Source organism: Ilyomonas limi (assembly GCF_005233845.1).
Classification (GTDB): domain Bacteria; phylum Bacteroidota; class Bacteroidia; order Chitinophagales; family Chitinophagaceae; genus Ilyomonas; species Ilyomonas limi.
On record NZ_SZQL01000001.1, the window covers coordinates 289,539 to 307,971 of the forward strand.

The following is an 18,433-nucleotide window of genomic DNA, read 5'->3' on the forward strand; positions in this document are numbered from 1 at the left end:
CTTAGTATGTTAGTTTTTTCTAAAAAGGAAAAGCGATGCATTAAGCCTTCGGAATTTGAGTATCGACAATTATAGGATTTTATAAGGAAGACGACGGATGCAGAAATGTTGATCCTGCGATAAAACTAATAGACATGTTTGACCACGGTTGTACCAAATAAAAAAGCAGCTATGAAAAACTATCATAACTGCCTGATTTAAAGCGTGGTGTGGGGCGGGATCGAACCGCCGACACAAGGATTTTCAGTCCTTTGCTCTACCGACTGAGCTACCGCACCATCCGTAAAGGGCTGCAAATATAAGCCGCATTTACAAATATCAAAATTCAATTTGCAAAAAATAGCAAGCCAGTGTTAAAACTCACAGTTTTGCGGGGTACGGGCAAACGGAATCACGTCGCGGATGTTGGTCATGCCCGTTACAAACTGCACCATGCGCTCGAAACCCAGTCCAAAGCCCGCATGTGGCACCGAGCCAAAGCGACGCGTGTCTAAGTACCAGCTCATTTCTGCTACCGGTACATGCATTTTCTCCATACGACTGATCAGTTTATCTAAGCGCTCCTCACGCTGGCTGCCACCCACGATTTCGCCAATACCCGGTGCTAAAATATCCATGGCGGCTACCGTTTTACTATCCTCATTTTGCCGCATGTAAAATGCTTTGATACCTTCGGGATAGTTGATTACAATTACCGGCTTTTTAAAATGCTTTTCTACCAAATAACGCTCATGCTCACTTTGCATATCTATGCCCCATTTCACCTCGTACTTAAACTTTTTCTTTTTATAAGCAGGCGATTGCAGCAAAATATCTATTGCTTCGGTATAGGTAATGCGTTCAAAATTATTATCCACCACAAAACGCAATTTTTCCAGCAATCCCATTTCGTTGCGCTCTGCCTGTGGCTTGCTTTTTTCCTCTTCTGCCAGTCGTTGGTCCAAAAAAGCAAGATCATCCGCATTGTTTTGCAACACATAATTGATGAGGTATTTGATGAACTCCTCGGCTAAATTCATATTGTCTTCCAAATCGTAAAACGCCATTTCCGGCTCTATCATCCAAAACTCCGCAAGGTGGCGGGTAGTGTTGCTGTTCTCTGCACGAAAGGTAGGACCGAATGTGTAAATGTCACTAAACGCCATGGCGCCCAACTCGCCTTCCAACTGACCGCTTACAGTAAGATTGGTACTCTTGCCAAAAAAATCTTCTTTAAAATCAATGGAACCGTCTTCTAAAGTCGGCGCACTATTCAGCGGCAAAGTGGTTACCTTAAACATTTCGCCCGCGCCTTCGGCATCCGAAGCAGTGATGATAGGAGTGTGCAAATACACAAAACCTCTTTCGTTGAAAAACTGGTGCACGGCAAATGCCAGTGAGTGCCGCACGCGAAACACGGCACCGAATGTATTGGTACGAAAGCGTAAATGCGCAATCTCCCGCAAAAACTCAAGGCTGTGTTTTTTAGGCTGCAACGGATATTTTTCGGCATCGCTATCACCCAGTATTTCTATGCTGTTGGCTTTCACCTCTACGCTTTGCCCTTTGCCAATGCTCGGTACCACTTCGCCCGTTACTTTCACCGAAGCACCGGTGGTAATACGTTTTAGTGTGTCATCGTCTGCTAATCCCAATGGTACTACTACCTGCAGGTTATTATTGGTGCTGCCATCGTTGAGTGCTATAAACTGGTTGTTTCTAAACGTGCGTACCCAACCCATTACGGTTACTTCCCTGCCTGTTTCGCCGGCATCGAGTATGCTTTTTATTTTTGTCCGGTTGTTGAACATACAAACTCCAAAATTTTTGCAAATAACCTAAAACTGCTACACAATTCCATATACAAATATTACCGCAGGCTTTAAACCGGGTACACCTAAGCTTTATTTTGCAACAAATTGAATTGATTTTTTGTTTGGAAATGCGCACACTACCGCTTTACAATACGGAAGTTTTGCAATTACTACAGATGAAAGTTTTAGTTCTATATTGAGCAATTATCCTTGCAAATTATTCTTTTCCTTCCCTAAACCGTTCTACATCTCTTATGGTATCAATATCAATTATACCTTTCTCAAAAGGTACCAAAGCCACATCTTCCTGGTGTTGAAGCATTATCTTTTTGGCGCCGGTATCTCCACTCAAATGCATGAGTGCATCAAAATACTTGTTACTAAATAAAGCTGGTACACCCTCTGTTTCAGCGTAGGTACTGGCAACAATGCCTCTACCTGTTTGTTCCTGTTGTGCTATCAACGTTCGCAGTAAAGCAGCATCTGCATAAGGCTGGTCGCAAACCATCATTATTGCAGCAGTAACCGTATTTTCAGCCTGCTGCAACGCTTTTATTCCAGCAGCAATAGAAGTGCCTATGCCTTGCTTCCAATGATCATTATGAACAATAGCAGTGGGTGAAAAATGAAAATGTGCTAAATGTGCCAGAATAGCATCAGCATGAGCGCCGAGCACCACTACAACCGGCTGGCAACCTGCGTCTTGTGCTGCAGCTACGGCATGTTGCAACAATGGCTTGCCTTCGTAAAGTATGGTTTGCTTAGGCGTGCCCAGCCTTACAGAAGCACCTGCTGCCAATATAACTGCACCAGTCATAATAATGTTGTTATATATGAGAGTGAATAGTATGTAGTTTGCTTCTTAACGGCGAACCATTGCTACCTGCCATTACTGCTTTTATCTCTGCCAAAACAGATAAAGCAATCTCTTCTGATGTTTCGGCACCCACATCCAGCCCCATTGGACCATAAACAGATTGAAGCTGCTGTGGTGTTATTTCCATGCCCTTTTCCTCTAATTCATGCAACATTCTGTCCAGCTTTTTCCTGGGGCCCAAAACGCCTGTATAAGGCAACTGCAAAGGCAACAATTGCTGTAATAAAGCTATGTCGTAATTGTAATTATGCGTCATTAATACAACAGCAGTTTTAGTGTCGAAGGATACGTGAGCGAGTGCGGTATCTGCTTTGGCAATGATTACCTGTTGTGCTAACGGAAAGCGCTGTTGGGTAGCATAATTACTTCTGCCATCAACTACTGTTAGCTGCCAGCCTAATACCGCCGCCATTTGCATAACCGGCAGTGCATCGTTACCGGCACCAAAAAGGATTAGTGCAACAGGTGGGCTTATCAATTCTATAAAGCCGGTAAGTATTGTATGACTACAATATTCTTTTATGGCAGAGCGATTTTCCTGCAGGGCTGCCTGCATATCGCGGAGCAGTTTTTCCTTTAATTCCGGTTGTAAGCAGGCACTCTTTATTACTCCATCTTCCGTAAGCAATAAGCAGGTGCCCGGCTGCGCAGCTTTGCGGTCTTGTAAGGAAAATAAGGTCGCAATTACTGCGCTTCTTCGTTTGCCGGTAACAATTTTCAGCAATTCAACCGGGTTGTTTTCATCTGCTGTATTAATTGGTTCAATCAATATATGCACAATGCCATTGCAGCCCAGTTGCACACCAAGTTTGGCATCATCCTCATCCGTGGTATCATACGTTGCCAGCATGGGCTTTTGCTGTTGCATTACCAGCAAGGCTTTGCGCAAAGCATCCCCTTCGAGGCAGCCGCCGCTAATGGCACCGGTAAGCATGCCATCATCGGTCACCAGCATGCGTGCACCTGGCCGGCGGTACGATGAGCCTTCTACACTTACTACCGTTGCCAGCGCACTTTGCCTGCCCGCTTTTACTGCTTCGTTATATGCCTTAATGATGTCTGTTATTTCTTTCATGCACTTTATGCTTAGCAATACGTTACTTCAAAAATATCACCTTCCTCAAAGGTATCCTTTTCTGCAGGTAATGTAATAATGCCGCCTGCATTGATAAGGCTTGGCATGTCTCCTGAGTTAGCTCCAATGATAGGATTTGCATAGCATATTCCTTCCTGATACTCCAGCGTAACCAATACATGGAAAGAGAGCTTGGGCTGGAAACTTATTGGCTTTTCTAAACGGGCTGTTATCTTTTTTGTTGCGCGATGCAATGAAGTATGCAGCCATGTTTTGAAGTGAATATGATAACATACAAAAGTAGAAACAGGATTGCCCGGAAAGCCAAATACCAGTTTGCCATTGGCAAAAGCACCAAACAAAAAAGGCTTGCCTGGCCGTTGCGCCACCCGGTGAAAAACAGTTTGCATGCCTAATGAAGTAAGTACTTCTGGTAAATAATCAAACTTGCCTTTTGATACGGCACCGGATAAGAGCAGTACATGACATTCATTGAGGATGGTTGTAAGCTGTTCCTGCATTGCCTCTTTATCATCCTTTAAGTGATGCAACTGCGCTGCGATCCCTTCCTGCTGCAATGCAGCCGCGAGCATATATACGTTTGATTTTCGTATCTGGTGTGGTAAAGGTGTTGCTGCGATATCAACCAACTCATCTCCGGTAGAACATATGGCAACAACAGGATTTTTATACACCATAACTTTATGCAAGCCAACCGTTGCCATAATACCAATATGTGCTGGTGTAATGACAGTGTCCTTTGGAATTAAAACAGTTTCTTTTTTACAGTCTGTACCTTGCAGATGTACATTTTGATATTGCCTGATACTTGGTGACTGTACCGTGGCAATGCCATTTGTTATATTACATTCCTCATAAGGAATTACGGCATCGGCACCACCGGGCAAAACAGCACCGGTCATTACTTCTATGCAATTAGCATCGTCTTTTAGTACCTGTAAAGGCGTTCCGGCGGCTTGTATATTTTCTATGTAAAAGTCTCTTTTTCCTGCATCAAAAGCTTTGGTATTAATGGCAATGCCATCCATGGTTACGCGATGATACGGTGGAAAATCGCGGTCGGCAATTACATCATCAGCCAACACGCTTGCTGTTGCTGATAATAATGGTATTTCTTCTTTTCCAAAATTTTTTGCACAGGCTGTAATCTGTGTAAGCGCTTCGTGTACGGTAATCATGAAGGAAGTAAATTGATTGAACTGCTAAAACAAGAAGTAAATATAAAAGGATAACTGCTTTATGCAGTTTTTTGCCTGCTTTCGGGCAGGTTTGCGGTTCGATAAAATTATCCCCCCAAAACAGACATAGAATCATGTACTGTTTTTGTATTCACCCTCTCTGCTGCAAAACCGTCTTTCAGCCTGTTGCTTACAGCTAATAAGATCATTTCCCTTATTGCCGCTTCATCAGCCCCGTTGCGCAGTACATCGCGCAAATTAGCAGCGGGTGCACCATACAGGCAGGTTCTTAGTTCTCCGGTTGCAGAAAGGCGTATTCTATTGCAGGTACCACAAAAAGTCCGGCTGAAAGAAGGAATAATGCCAAACGTGCCTTTATAGCCCGGAATGGCATAATTAAGTGAGGTGGAAGTTGGGCTGTTTTCCAGCGTAATCACTTCGTCGTAATGCTGACTTATATGGTTGTAAATATCTTTATAATTCCAGTTAATGTCATCAAAAGCAGCACTGCCGTTAAAAGGCATTTCTTCTAAAAAACGAACAGATAACGGATGTGCTTTAGTAAGCTCTATAAATGGAATAATATCATTCACATTTTTAGCAGCGGATAATACGCAATTCAGCTTTACTTCAAATCCCTCATTCAACAACGCAAATACTGTATTGTACACTGCATCAAAGCTATCGCGCCGGGTGATTTGATAAAATCGCTGCCGGTCCAAAGAGTCAAGACTTACATTAATTTTCCGGATGCCAGCAGCTTTTAACTGCTGAATATATTTGCCGGTTAATGTGGCATTAGTAGTAATGGTTATCTCCTCTAAACCTTCTAACGTACTGATGTTTTCTAAGAAAGGCATAATGCCATTTCTCACAAAAGGCTCTCCGCCGGTAATTCTTATTTTAGACACGCCCAGGCTGCAAAAAACAGCAGTGAGCATATACATTTCTTCAAAATTTAGCAAATCCTTTCGCTGTGCAAAGTGCATTCCCTCTTCGGGCATACAGTAGTAACACCTGAGATTGCACCGGTCTGTTACCGATAACCTCAGGTAGTTTAACTGCCTGCCATATTTATCAATCAGCGCCTGCTTCATTGCCTTACAACTTATTGCTTATTATTGTATACACTGTCAACTGTCAACTAATTCACGGGTGCGCATTCACCCACACACTATTGTCCTTAAAAAATTCATGTTTCCAGATGGGCACTGTCTTCTTTAACTCATCTATTAAAAATTCACATGCTTCAAAAGCTGCTTTGCGATGCACGGATGAAGCGCCTGTTATCACTACTGCTTCACCGGGCAACTTTTCACCTACCGCGTGTATCATCACTATTTTATCCAGTATCCATTTTTCCTGCGCAGCAACAGCAATTTTATGCATTTCTTTCAAAGCCATTACCTCGTATGCTTCAAACACCAGCTTTACCACTTCTTTTCCATGCGAATGATTGCGCACCGTACCTACAAACAAATTAACTGCGCCCGACGTTGGTGATTGTAAATATTGATACGCTTCAGCCAAATTTATATTATCAACAATTCTTATCAGCATATCTGTTTATTATCCGCCGCTTACAGGCGGGATAAGTGCAATTTCATACGCGTTCTGTAAACTTTGATTATCTTCTGCATACTCACTGTTTACGGCCACCGCTACGGAGCGTAGCTGCTGCAACTTTGGGTACTGCTGCGACAGCCATTGCTTCAATTCGCCTACCGTTGCAAAATCTTCAGCAGTAATAGATAGTTTATTACTCCCGATTATATCTTTTGCAACACCAAATAACTTCAGTTCCATATAACAAAGTAACAGCAATTGTATGAACCGGACGGGGATTTAGGGGATTTTTGGGATTAATGCGATGAATTACTAATCACTTATTTAAACACCACTTTTTATTTTGTTGACTGCTATATGTTCTCCCTCTTGGCGGCTGGGGAGAGCCGATCAATCGGGAGGCCGGGTGAAATTATATCAACTTATCCGGTGTTATCGGCAATTCTCTTATTCTTTTTCCGGTAGCATTAAAAATAGCATTGGCAATAGCAGGCGCTACCCCAATAATGGCTATTTCACCCAAACCCTTAGAGCCTATCGGATCTACCAGCAAATCGGGTTTATCTACAAACAATACTTCCACTTTCGGCACATCAGCATGTACGGCTACATGATAATCGGCAAGATCTTTTGTTATATAGCGGCCAAAACGGTCGTCTATTACAGCTTCCTCTTCCAGCGCCATACCAATGCCACCGCTTACGCCACCAATCATCTGGTTGCCGGCTGTTTTTTTATTAATAATCCTGCCGGCGTCAGCACAGGCAACCACTTTTGCAACCTTGGTTTGCCCGGTTACTGCATGTACATGCACTTCGGCAAAGTGCATAGAAAAAGCATACATGGCATATTGCTGCCGTTCACTGCCGGGCCGGGCGCCTTCAATTACATCAATATCTCTCGCGCCGCCACCTTTCAAAATATCTTCGTAAGCAATGCTGGTACTTTTATCCTTAGGGAATAATTTGCCCTCTTCAAACATTACTTCTTCCATTTTCGCATTGGCAAACTCCTGCTTATTCCTGCCCGCCATTTCCAACAGTTTTTGCTTAATGCTGTTGCAGGCAGCCACCACAGCCGGACCTACACTGTTTACTGTACTGGAACCGCCTTGATTACCCATTTCCGGGAAATCGGAATTGCCCCACTGGAATGTTACTTTCTCTACCGGAAGGCTCATGTTATCAGCCGCAATCTGTGTCATAGCGGTGCCGGTACCCGGGCCAATATCAGTAACTGCGCATTGCATCAGTACAGTGCCATCGCCATACAACTTGCCCCGCACTTTGGCTGCTTGCCGGTTGGCACCAAACATGCCTATGGCCATACCATAGCCAATCTGCCAGTCGCCATCGCGCAACATACCGGGCTGCTGTTTTCGGTTTTTCCAGCCAATAGCCTCTGCACCCATTTTGTAGCAATCTCTTATGTAGTTGCTGCTCCAGGGCTTACCATTATCGGGGTCTTTTTCCGGGTAGTTGCGGAGCCTGAATTCAATAGGGTCTATGTTTAAGGCATGTGCCATTTCGTCTATCGCACATTCCAGTGCCCAGGCACCGGTGGCCTCGCCCGGACCGCGCATGGGCGTTGGCGTGCTTACATGCAGCGGCAGTAAGCGATAGCGGGTGCTTATATTAGGGCATTCGTACAACGTGCGTGTTTGCTGTAAAGTACCTTCGGTGAATTGTTCATAGGAAGAGGTTTGTCCCACTACGCTGTGCGTAATGCCTACCAGTTTACCGTCCTGTGTAGCGCCCATGTTTATTTTTTGCCATGTGCGCGGGCGATAGCCTACCATATAAAACATCTGCTCGCGGGTAAGCATGAGCTTTACCGGGCGGTTGACCATTTTGGCAGCAATAATAGCTGCTGTTTCGTGCGGCCAATTGCGCAATCCATTGCCAAAAGCGCCGCCTACAAAAGTGGAAATCACCTTAATGTTTTCTACGGGTATCTGCCATTCTCTGGCAAAGTTTTGCTGTGTGGGTTGTGTGCCTTGCACTTTGTCGTATAGTGTAAGCCGGTCATCCGTTTCCCAATGCGCAATAATGCTTTGCAATTCCATGGGATTGTGAAACTCTGTTGGCTGAAAATATTCCGTTTCGATCTTTACCGGCGCCGATGCATAGCCATCCGGTGTGCCGCGGGTGTAGTCTGCCACCGCTGCTTTTGGGTTTTGCTTTGCCTGCTCCGGCACAATTGCCTTGTTCATATTTTCCTCAAAAGCGGTTTGCGGCGTTTCCTTATCGTATTGCACCTTCACCAGCGATGCGGCATACCGCGCCCGCTCAAAGGTGCCGGCAACTACTACAGCAATTGGCTGTCCGTTGAAATATACCTTATTATCATAGAATACTCTCAGGGGACGTCCGGCTGGCTTGGGTTGTCCGGGTTCGCCATGCTGCTCCTGGTAGCCCGGTACTTTTATGGAGTTTACGTGCGAGATAACAGCGATAACGCCCGGCGCGTTTTCAGCCGCTTTAGTATCTATATTTTTGATAGTGCCTTTGGTAATGGTACTGCTTACCAACACTGCATAAGCGATATTTGCCAGCTTATATTCTGCCGAGTAAGTAGCCGCGCCGGTTACCTTCAGCTTGCCATCTACCCGGTTCATCGGCTCTCCAATCACCTTATTACTTTTTGTACTCATCGGTTAGCTTTTTGTAATACAATTTATTCTTCTTTACCTGTTATTTTATAATGATTTGGACGTGCCCGCACCGCCAGTTCGTAGCTCGGAAACATTCAATTTCAAAATTATTTCAAAATAATTCAGCGGTGCGGTCGGGCTTTCTGCACTACTCCGGCACAGCGCCTTAGCGCAAAACCTTCACCGGGGTAGATGCTGCCAATCCCTCACGCGCTCCGCAACTACAGCTTTGTAACTTATAGTTTTATAGGCTATAATGCTATGTTTGAAAGATGAGCAATTATTGTTATTGCGAGCGGTAGCGAAATAATCTGTGAATGGTAGTATAATCAAAATGAGCCATCTGATAATCTAACCTGCCAAGTTTAAGAGCCTGACAGTTATACTTCAAACGAAGCCATCAATAATGATTCTTAATAAAACAACTCACAGATTGCTTCGCTACCGCTCGCAGCACGGCTTCTCACACCAGCTTATCTGGTGTAATAGGCAAATCGCGCACCCGTTTGCCCGTAGCATGGTACACCGCATTGGCGATGGCTGCAGCAACCCCTACAATGCCTATTTCACCCAAACCTTTTGCGCCGATTGGCGTAAGAATATCATCGCTTTTATCAATGAACAGTACTTCAATTGCAGGAATATCAGCATTGACCGGTACATGATAATCGGCTAAATCTTTTACCATCCAACGTCCATACCGGTCGTCTATAACCGATTCTTCTGTAAGCGCCATGCCAATACCCCAGGTAACGGAGCCGTACACCTGGCTACGTGCCGTCTTCTTATTCATGATTTTACCGGCATCAATTGCCGAGACTACACGGTTTACCTTTAGCTGATTGGTGAGCGCATGTACGCCTACTTCCACAAAAGTGGCGTTGTAAGAATAACTGCTGTATTTATCTGCTTCTTCGCTGCCTTTGGAATCTACGGTTACCTCAATAGAAGGCAAATGCTGCTGCTGTAAAAGATCTGCATACGAAATGCTAACAGCATCATCTTTTGTCTTAATCTTTCCATCACCAAATGCAAAGTTTTCAACAGGTGTATTTTGTAATGAAGATTGACTCTTCTTTAAATACTCAATAGCCTTTTGCCTCAATGCCACGCACGCATCATTCACCGCCGAACCAACAGAAGTAGTCGTTAATGAGCCAAACTGCCCAATAGCAGGGGGCAGGCGCGAATCGCCCAATTCAAATTTTATTTTTTCCACCGGGATACCCGTTGCATCCGCCGCTATCTGGCTCATGATGGTAGCGGTACCTACGCCTACATCTGCCGTCGCGCTTTGTACTACCAGCGTACCGTCGCTATTAAGCACTGCTCTCGCAGACGAAGGTGCTCGCCAGGCGCCGTAAATGCCCGTTGCCATACCATAACCAATCAGCCAATTGCCGTTGGTTGTGGAGCGCGGTTGAGGGTTACGCTTTTCCCAGCCAAACTGTGCTGCACCACGCTCGTAGCATTCGTTTAAAAATTTGGTACTCCAGGGCTGTTTGGTATCAGGGTTTTGCGCAGCATAATTTCTTTTGCGCAGCTCCAGCGGATCTATTTTTAGTGTATAAGAAAGCTCATCGAGCGCTGATTCCAAAGCAAAAGATCCGGGCGCTTCGCCGGGTGCACGCGTCCAGCAAGGCGTGCTTACATCCAGGGGTACCAGCCGGTATAGCGTGCTCACATTATCACAAGCATACAATGCCTGTGTAAGAGAGGTCATGTTAGCGGTGAACTGCTCATATGTGGAAGTGTTACCATACGCTTCATGGTGTATACCGATGAGTTTACCGTCTTTATCAGCACCTAATTTTATTTTTTGAAGCGATTGCGGACGATAACCTACCATGTTGAATAGCTGGTCGCGGTTGAATACTACTTTTAATGGTCTGCCAATCTTTTTGGCACCAATGGTAGCTGCCATTTCCTCCGGCCATACCCGCGATGCACCACCAAATGCACCTCCTACAAATTTGGATACAATATGCACGTTTTCTTTCTGAAGTTTCCAGGCTTTGGCTATATCTTCCTGTGCTATGGGCGACGATTGGGTTTTGTTGTAAACCGTAATGGCATCAGCTCCTTCCCAAACAGCAATCGCCGCGTGCGGCTCCATTGGGTTGTGCACCTGCAGCTGCGTTTGATATTCCTGTTCAAAAGTGAAAGCAGCATTATCGAAAGCATTTTTATCACCACGATTGTAATCCGGATCTGACTCTTTTGGTACAACAGCTTTATCCATATTCGACAGCATGTCTGTTTGGGGCGGCTCTTTTACATACTGCACTTTTACGAGGGATGCTGCATACCGTGCCCGCTCAAAGGTGTCCGCAATAGCTAAGGCTACCGGCTGGCCACTGTATAAAATAACATCGTTATAAAACACGCGGTATTCCCCGCCTTCGGTTCTCGGGTCGCTGCTTTCTTTGCCACCAAAGTAGCCGGGTGGTTTGGGTGCATTTAAATGGGTAATAATGGCAATGACGCCGGGTGCTTTTTCTGCCGCAGCCGTATCTATACTTTTGATGCGGCCGCGTGCAATAGCGCCCGATGCCAGCACACCATAAGCTAAGTTGGGAATAATGTACTCAGCAGCGTATTTGGCAGCGCCGGTGACCTTTAGCTTACCATCTACGCGACTTAGCGGCTGTCCTGCCATTTTTATGTCATCGCCCATAGCTGAATGTGGTATAAAAGGGTGAATGTTTGAATGGAATACAATGGATTATTGAACCATGAAGACAAAAAACACAAAGGTTCACTAAGAAAAATAAGCGTAAAAACTCTTTGTGTAACTTCTTCTTTTTTGTGCTTTTTTGGTTCAAAGAAAAATCTTACACGCTCTTCAATCCCGATGCTACACTCAATGCCTGTACAATGGTATTGGGCCCAAGCTTTAACTTATATTGATTATGCTTAAATGCCTTTGCTCCCTGAAAGGCTATTTGCGCTGCCTGTTGAAAGTTTTCTTCCGTTGCTGTTTTACTTTTTAAGAAGGTTTCTGCATCAGTTAACCGCCAGGGCTTGTGTGCTACGCCACCCATTGCGAGCCTTGCTTCTTTTATGGTATTGCCGTCCATATTTAGTGCGGCAGCTACCGATACGAGCGCAAAAGCATACGAATTGCGGTCGCGCACTTTTAAGTAATACGCATTTTTACTGAATGGCGAAATGGGAATAGTAACCGCCGTTATCAATTCATTTTTATCCAAGTTGGTGTCTTTCTCCGGTGTATCGCCGGGCAGGCGGTGAAAATCGGCTATTGGAATTTTACGCTCGCCCTTAGGACCGTTTACAACAACGGTTGCATCCAAAGCACGCAATGCCACATTCATGTCGCTGGGGTTTACGGCAATACATTTATCACTAAAACCAAAGATGGCATGCATGCGGTTGAAGCCTTCCAAGGCGCCGCATCCGGTACCTGGCTCGCGTTTGTTGCAGGGCATGGCGGTATCGTAAAAATAAGGGCATCGTGTACGTTGCAACAGGTTGCCGCCTGTGGTTGCCATGTTGCGTATTTGTGCCGATGCGCCGGCATTGATAGCCATTGCTAAAAGGGGCAGGTTTTGCAAAATGGTTTTGTCTTCGGCTATTTCGGTATTGCGTGTGAGTGCGCCAATGCGAATGATATTGCCTTGCTGCGTAATGCCTTTGAGTGGCAGGCGCGTAACATCCACGAGCTTTTCGGGCTGCATAATGTGGCGCTTCATGAGATCAAGCAAATTAGTGCCGCCACCTAAGAACCTGGCAGTTGGCTCGGCAGCAACGGCTGCGATAGCGGTTTTTTGTTCGGCAGGGCGAACATATTGAAACAGGTTCATACTTTTTGCCCTCCTTTTTGTACTTCTTCTATGGCGTCAACAATATTTGGATAAGCACCGCAACGGCAGATATTGCCACTCATATACTCGCGTATCTGATCGCGGCTGCTGGCATGTCCTTCGCGAATACAAGCCACCGCACTCATGATTTGTCCCGGTGTGCAATAGCCACACTGGAAGCCATCATGCTTAATGAAAGCAGCTTGCATCGGGTGCAATTCATCACCATTCGCCAAACCTTCAATGGTAGTAACTTTGCTGCCATCGGTAGTAGCGGCAAGCGTAAGACAAGACAGGACGCGCTCACCATTAACATGCACGGTACAGGCGCCGCACTGACCATAATCGCAACCTTTTTTGGTGCCGGTAAGGTGCAGATTTTCACGTAGCAAATCGAGCAGCGAAGTGCGTGGATCAATGTCCATCGTGTGCCTGGTACCATTAATTTCTACACTGAGCGATACATTTTCTATAGCAGCAGCAATATGCTCATCCCAGTGGTTGTTGGCGGCATTGATGGCGGCAGCCGGGGTGAGCGCAACCGCTGTAATAACGGTTGATTTTTTAAGAAAGCTACGCCGCGATTCGTTGGGACAAAAAGGCTCTTGTTCGTTCATGATCAGCGTTTTGTTTTTGAACCACAGACCTGCCTGCCGATAGACAGAGACACAGAAAACATAGAGGACTTAATGTTTACAGGTGTGGTTGTTTACAATTTAATGTGTAAAGTGTAATGTTGCTTAACTGTGTGCCATTTGGACACACCAGAATGAACTAAAAACAGCAACCATTAATAACACTACTAAAATATGGAAATTGCAAATAAAAGCATCAAGAATTATGCTTGTTGTGAAGAATAGTTAGTGCTTCGTTGTATTCTTCTGTAGTATTGACATTTTTAAAGGCGAATGCGTCGGGCGCTTTTAAAATTTTTACATCGGAGTTGATGAGTGCTTTGCGTGGACAGCTGTATCCCTGACTTAAAAATTGTAATAAAACAGGATAAGCACGCGGCTCCCAGATAGTCACCAGTGGTTCAGGAAATACACCTTCAGCATCTAAGAAGGCGGTAGCCATTTTGGAAGGATTGCGACTATTAATAAGATACTGAATAATATCTGTTGAGAGTAAAGGTAAATCGCAGGCGACGGTGAGCCATGCTACATTCGGATTCTGCTGAAAAGCGGATAATATGCCGCCTAAAGGTCCTAAACCTAAAAAACTATCTTGTATAATGGGTAAATCAGCAATGGTTTTTGCCTGCTCCCCATTGCAGGAAACAAACACCTCTTTGCAATGAGCAGCTAATAAGTTGAACACATGCCGGCGCTGTGTAGTGCCGTGATATTGTATCTCACCCTTATCGCTGCCCATGCGTGTGCTCTTTCCGCCAGACAACACCAAGCCATTGATAGCGGGTATTTGCTGCTGCAGAAAGCCGGATACAAAAGCAATAATCGCATACGTATCGTTGAACGAAAGCACCGGAATGGAAGAAAAACCAGGCAAATGATTGGTGATGTAATCAGGAATGGCTCCGGTATAACCTTTTAACAAAATGAGCTGCACATTGGTGAGCTTCTCTAATTTGTTTTGCAATGATTTGGCCGGGTCTAACACCAGGATTTGCTTAGATGCAGCAAAGTGATTACCGTTAATCAGCACCAGATCACAATCGTTGAGCATTGCCCTTTTTTGAAAAACATTGGGTTGCTTATTAATGTCTAAACGGGTAAAAAAAATTTTATTGATATACTCCGCATAACCGTTATTGTTAATAGCTGAGATACGTTGCCTACCCGATTCTGCGTTTTTGTGATCGGCATCCGCGTATGCTATTTTATAGGCGTTTAACTGCGAAATAATCTGATAAGCCAAATGCTGTATATTTTCGCAGGTAGTGCCTACAATACTTAATTCGTTGCGTCCAAATTCACCTCCTTCTGGTCGTGTAAGTTTTGCATGTTTCTGATATAGTTCATTTGCTGGTGAAGTCATTTTTACCTCCGGTTTTAGAAATGAGTTTGGTTTCTTTTATTACAATGGCATGGCTCATGGCCTTACACATATCGTAAATAGTGAGCGCTGCAACGGATGCACCAGTTAGCGCTTCCATTTCTACGCCGGTTTTGGACGTGATAGTGGTAGTGCATTGGATAACAACTTCATTCATTTCATTTATTGTAATAGTAATCTTGCAATTTTCCAATGCTAACGGATGACAAAGCGGAATCAAATCCCACGTCTTTTTTGCAGCCATCGTGCCGGCGATGATTGCTGTTTGAAACACGGGACCTTTTTTGGTGGGAATCTCATTTCCTGCTAAATGCTGCATAATTTCATTACCCAACACCACAATGCTTTGTGCTGTAGCGGTGCGCTTGGTGATTTGTTTATCGCTTACATCCACCATAGCAGCGTTTCCATTAGCGTCTATATGTGAGAGAGAAGGTTCGCTCATAAATTTTGCGTTGCTAATGGCAAAGTTCCGGATTTGTATCGTTTTTAAAGCAAGGAAAATAGAATCCAGTACAATACCAGAGTTTATCCACTATCTTTTCAACCACAGAATAACAGGAGTAAAGACATGGGGTAGGCACCGGGTTTAGTATTGAATATCACAGGCCTGGCGTAAACAGGTTTTACTCGTTAAGAAACTCCGTACATAAAACTTGCGTAAACAAGAATGCCGCTTGTTACGGCGGCATTTATTTATATAAATAATATTTAAAGCAGATATAAATAACGGATTACTTTACTTCCTCAAAATCTATATACTCGCCATCGGTAGTGGTACTGTCGTGGCGTTTGCCAGCCGAAGCAGTATAGCTATTGTTGGGCGGTTGCTGATAATTTTGCTGATTGCGCATTTGCTCCTGCTGCATTTGCTGCATACGGTTGCGTACTGTTGTAGTAGCCTTTGACACCGGTACAATTACGTTATACACCAGCTTGTACAGCAGGTATAAAATAAAGATGATAAAAATTAATTCACCAAGTTTCATAATGGGGCAAAGATACTTACATTACAGGTTGACGGGGTATTAATATTTTGATTTCTGCAAACCTTAACAGAAAGCAGGTAAATAGCTGATAGTTATTTAGTTAGGCGTCTTTTATCGCTCCGGATATGACTATAATTTGCTGTAAAATTGCACGCCTATATGCGGCTGCTGCAAGCTGCAATAATGAAGTGCTGCCGGCGCAAATGCAGGCAGGATAAGGCTTTCAGCAGTTTATAATACAGTTAAGGATGAGAAAATTTATTTTGCTGCTTCGCAAAAGCTAATAAATTTGCGACCATTAATTTATAAACAACAAAAAAACGATTATGAACAAAGCTGAATTGGTTGCCAAAATAGCTGAGGATGCAGGCATCTCTAAAACACAGGCTAACGATGCACTCGACTCTTTTGTAGATGCCGTAACCAAAACTTTAAAGAGCGGCGATAAAGTAACACTGGTTGGTTTTGGTACTTTCTCGGTGAGCAAGCGCCAGGCACGCACCGGACGCAACCCGCAAACCGGTGAATCCATTAAAATAAAGGCGAAGAAAGTTGCCCGTTTTAAAGCCGGTAAAGAACTTTCTGCAAAAATCTAAAAATAGTTTTAGTAATACACCTGAAAAGCAGAGGCAAGCACCCTTCTGCTTTTTTGTTGTACTACCTGCTATAATTTATTCAACTTTGTAACAAATAAATAAACAATACTATGGGAAGAGGTGATAAAAAGACGAAGAAAGGTAAAATCTTTAAAGGCTCTTTTGGCAAGAGCCGTCCGGCACGTCGTGCTAAGAAAGCCACAGACGCTGCAAAAAAAGAAGCTTAGCATTTTTTAAGTTGATATGAAGGCTGGTAAACATTGTACAAAAGCAATGCTTACCAGTGTATCAGCTTTTGTTTATGGCGCCAGCCGTTCTACTTTCCAGGTATTATTACCAGGCTGTAGTGTGTACAATATTCTATCGTGCAGCCGGTTACTGCGCCCCTGCCAAAACTCTACTTTTAAAGGCTTCACTATATAACCGCCCCAGTGCGGCGGGCGGGGTATGCCTTCTTTAAACTGCGCCACATATTGCTCTACATTTTCTTCCAGTACATGCCGGCTGGGTATTACTGCGCTTTGCGGCGATGCCCAGGCACCAATACGGCTGCCTACCGGCCGCGAGTTAAAGTACGTGTCGCTTTCTTCACTGCTTAGTTTTACTACATCGCCTTCTATGCGTACCTGCCGTTCCAGTTCTTTCCAAAAAAATACCAGTGCTGCTTTGGCGTTTGCTTCCAGCATTTTGCCTTTGACACTATTGTAATTGGTAAAAAAAGTAAAGCCTGTTTCATCGAAACTTTTAAGCAATACAATTCTTGCCGATGGTATGCCATTTGGCGTTGCCGTGGCAAGTGTCATGGCATTTACTTCATCTATCTCGCTGGTTACTGCTTCTGTCCACCAGCGGCCGAACTGCTGTATAGCGGTAGTAGCAACATCTTCTTCGTTCAATGTTTTTAGGCGGTAATCTTTGCGCAATGCAGCAATTTGTTCGTTCATAGTTGGTGTGATGATTATTGTAATTAAGCAGGCTGCTAACGGGTAAATTGGTTATTATGAGCCTGCAGCAAAGATACGTGCAACAAAAAACCCAAAGCTTACACTTTGGGCTCACACGTTTATAAGGAGGATTGTAAATTATTATTACTATTACTACTCTTTCACTTTGGTAAAATAGTAGCTCATGCCATCGTAGCCGGGCTCGTACATCACTAAAGTATCACTATAAATGCGGTCGGGCGACAGGTGGTGCATAATTTGGTCGTTGGCAAAAAACTCCATTACATTTATCTGCTTGCCAATCCATTCCTGCTTAAACCAAGTAATACTGGTATCTGCCCAAATGGTCTTGTCAATTGTCCATTTAATATGGCTGCTGGCCTGGCTGAACGTATAAAATTCGTTGAAGCGCTGGTATTCGCACATGCCGCAAAAGCCCCCTTTCAGAAAATGCAGTTGCCATTTGCCATTCAGGATAGCCCGCACTTCGGGCAGTGGCTTGTTGCTCAGGTTAATATTATGTGGTGTAGGAAGGTTGTGCGTTTTATCGCAACCAGCAATAGTGGCTGCAATAACAATGACAGCAAATGCAAAAAACAGGGCTTTTTTCATAAAACAGAATGGTATTTTTTAGTGTTGTGCATAATAGAGGCTGCACAAATCGCAAATGTTGCCTGCTAAGAAAAATTTTTTTATGGTTTTTTGCAGAGGAATAGTTTATAAAAAAATGAACATCAGCACTATTAGTCTGATCAGCATCGTTGTATTTAGCTGTTATTACTTTCCTATCAGTTATCCCTAACTCACCGTTAAATTCTGCCCTTGGGAAAGCCTGGTATCATTTTTTAGCTGTTGCTGCGTACATAGTTTGTATTTTCACGCGCAACAATTTATTATAAAG

18 protein-coding genes and 1 tRNA gene are annotated in these 18,433 nt (G+C 44.1%); 2 read left to right on the forward strand and 17 right to left on the reverse strand.

Going from position 1 to position 18,433, the window contains the following annotated elements:
* Window positions 1-205: 205 nt before the first annotated feature.
* The 15 genes from FC093_RS01155 to FC093_RS01225 all read right to left on the reverse strand — a co-directional run bounded on the left by FC093_RS01155 (window position 206) and on the right by FC093_RS01225 (window position 15,992).
* Window positions 206-278: transfer RNA gene (locus FC093_RS01155), tRNA-Phe, on the reverse strand.
* A gap of 75 nt (window positions 279-353) precedes the next feature.
* Window positions 354-1,790, reverse strand: coding sequence for an asparagine--tRNA ligase (asnS, locus tag FC093_RS01160; RefSeq protein WP_137259902.1), 1,437 nt, complete (start codon window positions 1,788-1,790; stop codon window positions 354-356).
* 220 nt (window positions 1,791-2,010) lie between these two features.
* Window positions 2,011-2,610, reverse strand: a complete 600-nt coding sequence (locus FC093_RS01165; RefSeq protein ID WP_137259903.1) for a nucleotidyltransferase family protein — start codon at window positions 2,608-2,610, stop codon at window positions 2,011-2,013.
* 10 nt (window positions 2,611-2,620) lie between these two features.
* Window positions 2,621-3,745 carry an XdhC family protein gene (locus FC093_RS01170; protein WP_137259904.1) on the reverse strand — a complete coding sequence of 375 codons (1,125 nt, stop codon included), beginning with the start codon at window positions 3,743-3,745 and terminating at the stop codon, window positions 2,621-2,623.
* Window positions 3,746-3,756: 11 nt separating this feature from the next.
* Entirely contained in the window at window positions 3,757-4,944 is a 1,188-nt protein-coding gene (locus tag FC093_RS01175) for a molybdopterin molybdotransferase MoeA (RefSeq protein WP_137259905.1), read from the reverse strand.
* A 107-nt stretch (window positions 4,945-5,051) separates the two neighbouring features.
* Window positions 5,052-6,041: a GTP 3',8-cyclase MoaA gene (gene moaA, locus FC093_RS01180; RefSeq protein ID WP_137259906.1), complete on the reverse strand. Its 990-nt coding sequence runs from the start codon at window positions 6,039-6,041 to the stop codon at window positions 5,052-5,054.
* Window positions 6,042-6,093: 52 nt separating this feature from the next.
* A complete protein-coding gene (locus tag FC093_RS01185; protein WP_137259907.1) occupies window positions 6,094-6,504 on the reverse strand; it encodes a molybdenum cofactor biosynthesis protein MoaE in 411 nt (136 codons plus the stop codon).
* Between the two features lie 9 nt (window positions 6,505-6,513).
* On the reverse strand, window positions 6,514-6,750 hold the full coding sequence (moaD, locus tag FC093_RS01190; protein ID WP_137259908.1) for a molybdopterin converting factor subunit 1: 237 nt from the start codon (window positions 6,748-6,750) through the stop codon (window positions 6,514-6,516).
* Window positions 6,751-6,922: 172 nt separating this feature from the next.
* Window positions 6,923-9,163: a xanthine dehydrogenase family protein molybdopterin-binding subunit gene (locus tag FC093_RS01195; protein WP_137259909.1), complete on the reverse strand. Its 2,241-nt coding sequence runs from the start codon at window positions 9,161-9,163 to the stop codon at window positions 6,923-6,925.
* Window positions 9,164-9,626: 463 nt separating this feature from the next.
* Window positions 9,627-11,840: a xanthine dehydrogenase family protein molybdopterin-binding subunit gene (locus tag FC093_RS01200; protein ID WP_137259910.1), complete on the reverse strand. Its 2,214-nt coding sequence runs from the start codon at window positions 11,838-11,840 to the stop codon at window positions 9,627-9,629.
* Window positions 11,841-11,997: 157 nt separating this feature from the next.
* On the reverse strand, window positions 11,998-12,987 hold the full coding sequence (locus FC093_RS01205) for an FAD binding domain-containing protein (RefSeq protein ID WP_137259911.1): 990 nt from the start codon (window positions 12,985-12,987) through the stop codon (window positions 11,998-12,000).
* Window positions 12,984-13,604, reverse strand: coding sequence for a (2Fe-2S)-binding protein (locus FC093_RS01210; RefSeq protein ID WP_137259912.1), 621 nt, complete (start codon window positions 13,602-13,604; stop codon window positions 12,984-12,986). Before FC093_RS01210 ends, FC093_RS01205 begins: the two co-directional genes overlap by 4 nt.
* A 214-nt stretch (window positions 13,605-13,818) precedes the next feature.
* Window positions 13,819-14,985, reverse strand: coding sequence for an NTP transferase domain-containing protein (locus FC093_RS01215; RefSeq protein ID WP_137259913.1), 1,167 nt, complete (start codon window positions 14,983-14,985; stop codon window positions 13,819-13,821).
* Window positions 14,966-15,448: a cyclic pyranopterin monophosphate synthase MoaC gene (gene moaC, locus FC093_RS01220; protein WP_137259914.1), complete on the reverse strand. Its 483-nt coding sequence runs from the start codon at window positions 15,446-15,448 to the stop codon at window positions 14,966-14,968. Before moaC ends, FC093_RS01215 begins: the two co-directional genes overlap by 20 nt.
* A 289-nt stretch (window positions 15,449-15,737) precedes the next feature.
* Window positions 15,738-15,992 (reverse strand): DUF4834 family protein, encoded by a 255-nt coding sequence (locus FC093_RS01225; protein WP_137259915.1) that lies wholly within the window; start codon window positions 15,990-15,992, stop codon window positions 15,738-15,740.
* 326 nt (window positions 15,993-16,318) lie between these two features.
* Here FC093_RS01225 and FC093_RS01230 point away from each other — a divergent pair, with 326 nt between their 5' ends.
* Together FC093_RS01230 and FC093_RS01235 are read left to right on the forward strand one after the other, a co-directional pair.
* Entirely contained in the window at window positions 16,319-16,588 is a 270-nt protein-coding gene (locus FC093_RS01230; protein WP_137259916.1) for an HU family DNA-binding protein, read from the forward strand.
* Between the two features lie 110 nt (window positions 16,589-16,698).
* Complete coding sequence (locus tag FC093_RS01235) at window positions 16,699-16,815, forward strand: 30S ribosomal protein THX (protein WP_137259917.1); 117 nt, start codon at window positions 16,699-16,701, stop codon at window positions 16,813-16,815.
* 72 nt (window positions 16,816-16,887) lie between these two features.
* Here the strand turns inward: FC093_RS01235 and pdxH are convergent, their stop codons facing one another.
* Both pdxH and FC093_RS01245 read right to left on the reverse strand, forming a co-directional pair.
* Window positions 16,888-17,532, reverse strand: a complete 645-nt coding sequence (gene pdxH / locus FC093_RS01240) for a pyridoxamine 5'-phosphate oxidase (RefSeq protein WP_137259918.1) — start codon at window positions 17,530-17,532, stop codon at window positions 16,888-16,890.
* Window positions 17,533-17,685: 153 nt separating this feature from the next.
* Window positions 17,686-18,144 (reverse strand): hypothetical protein, encoded by a 459-nt coding sequence (locus tag FC093_RS01245; RefSeq protein WP_137259919.1) that lies wholly within the window; start codon window positions 18,142-18,144, stop codon window positions 17,686-17,688.
* Window positions 18,145-18,433: the final 289 nt, after the last annotated feature.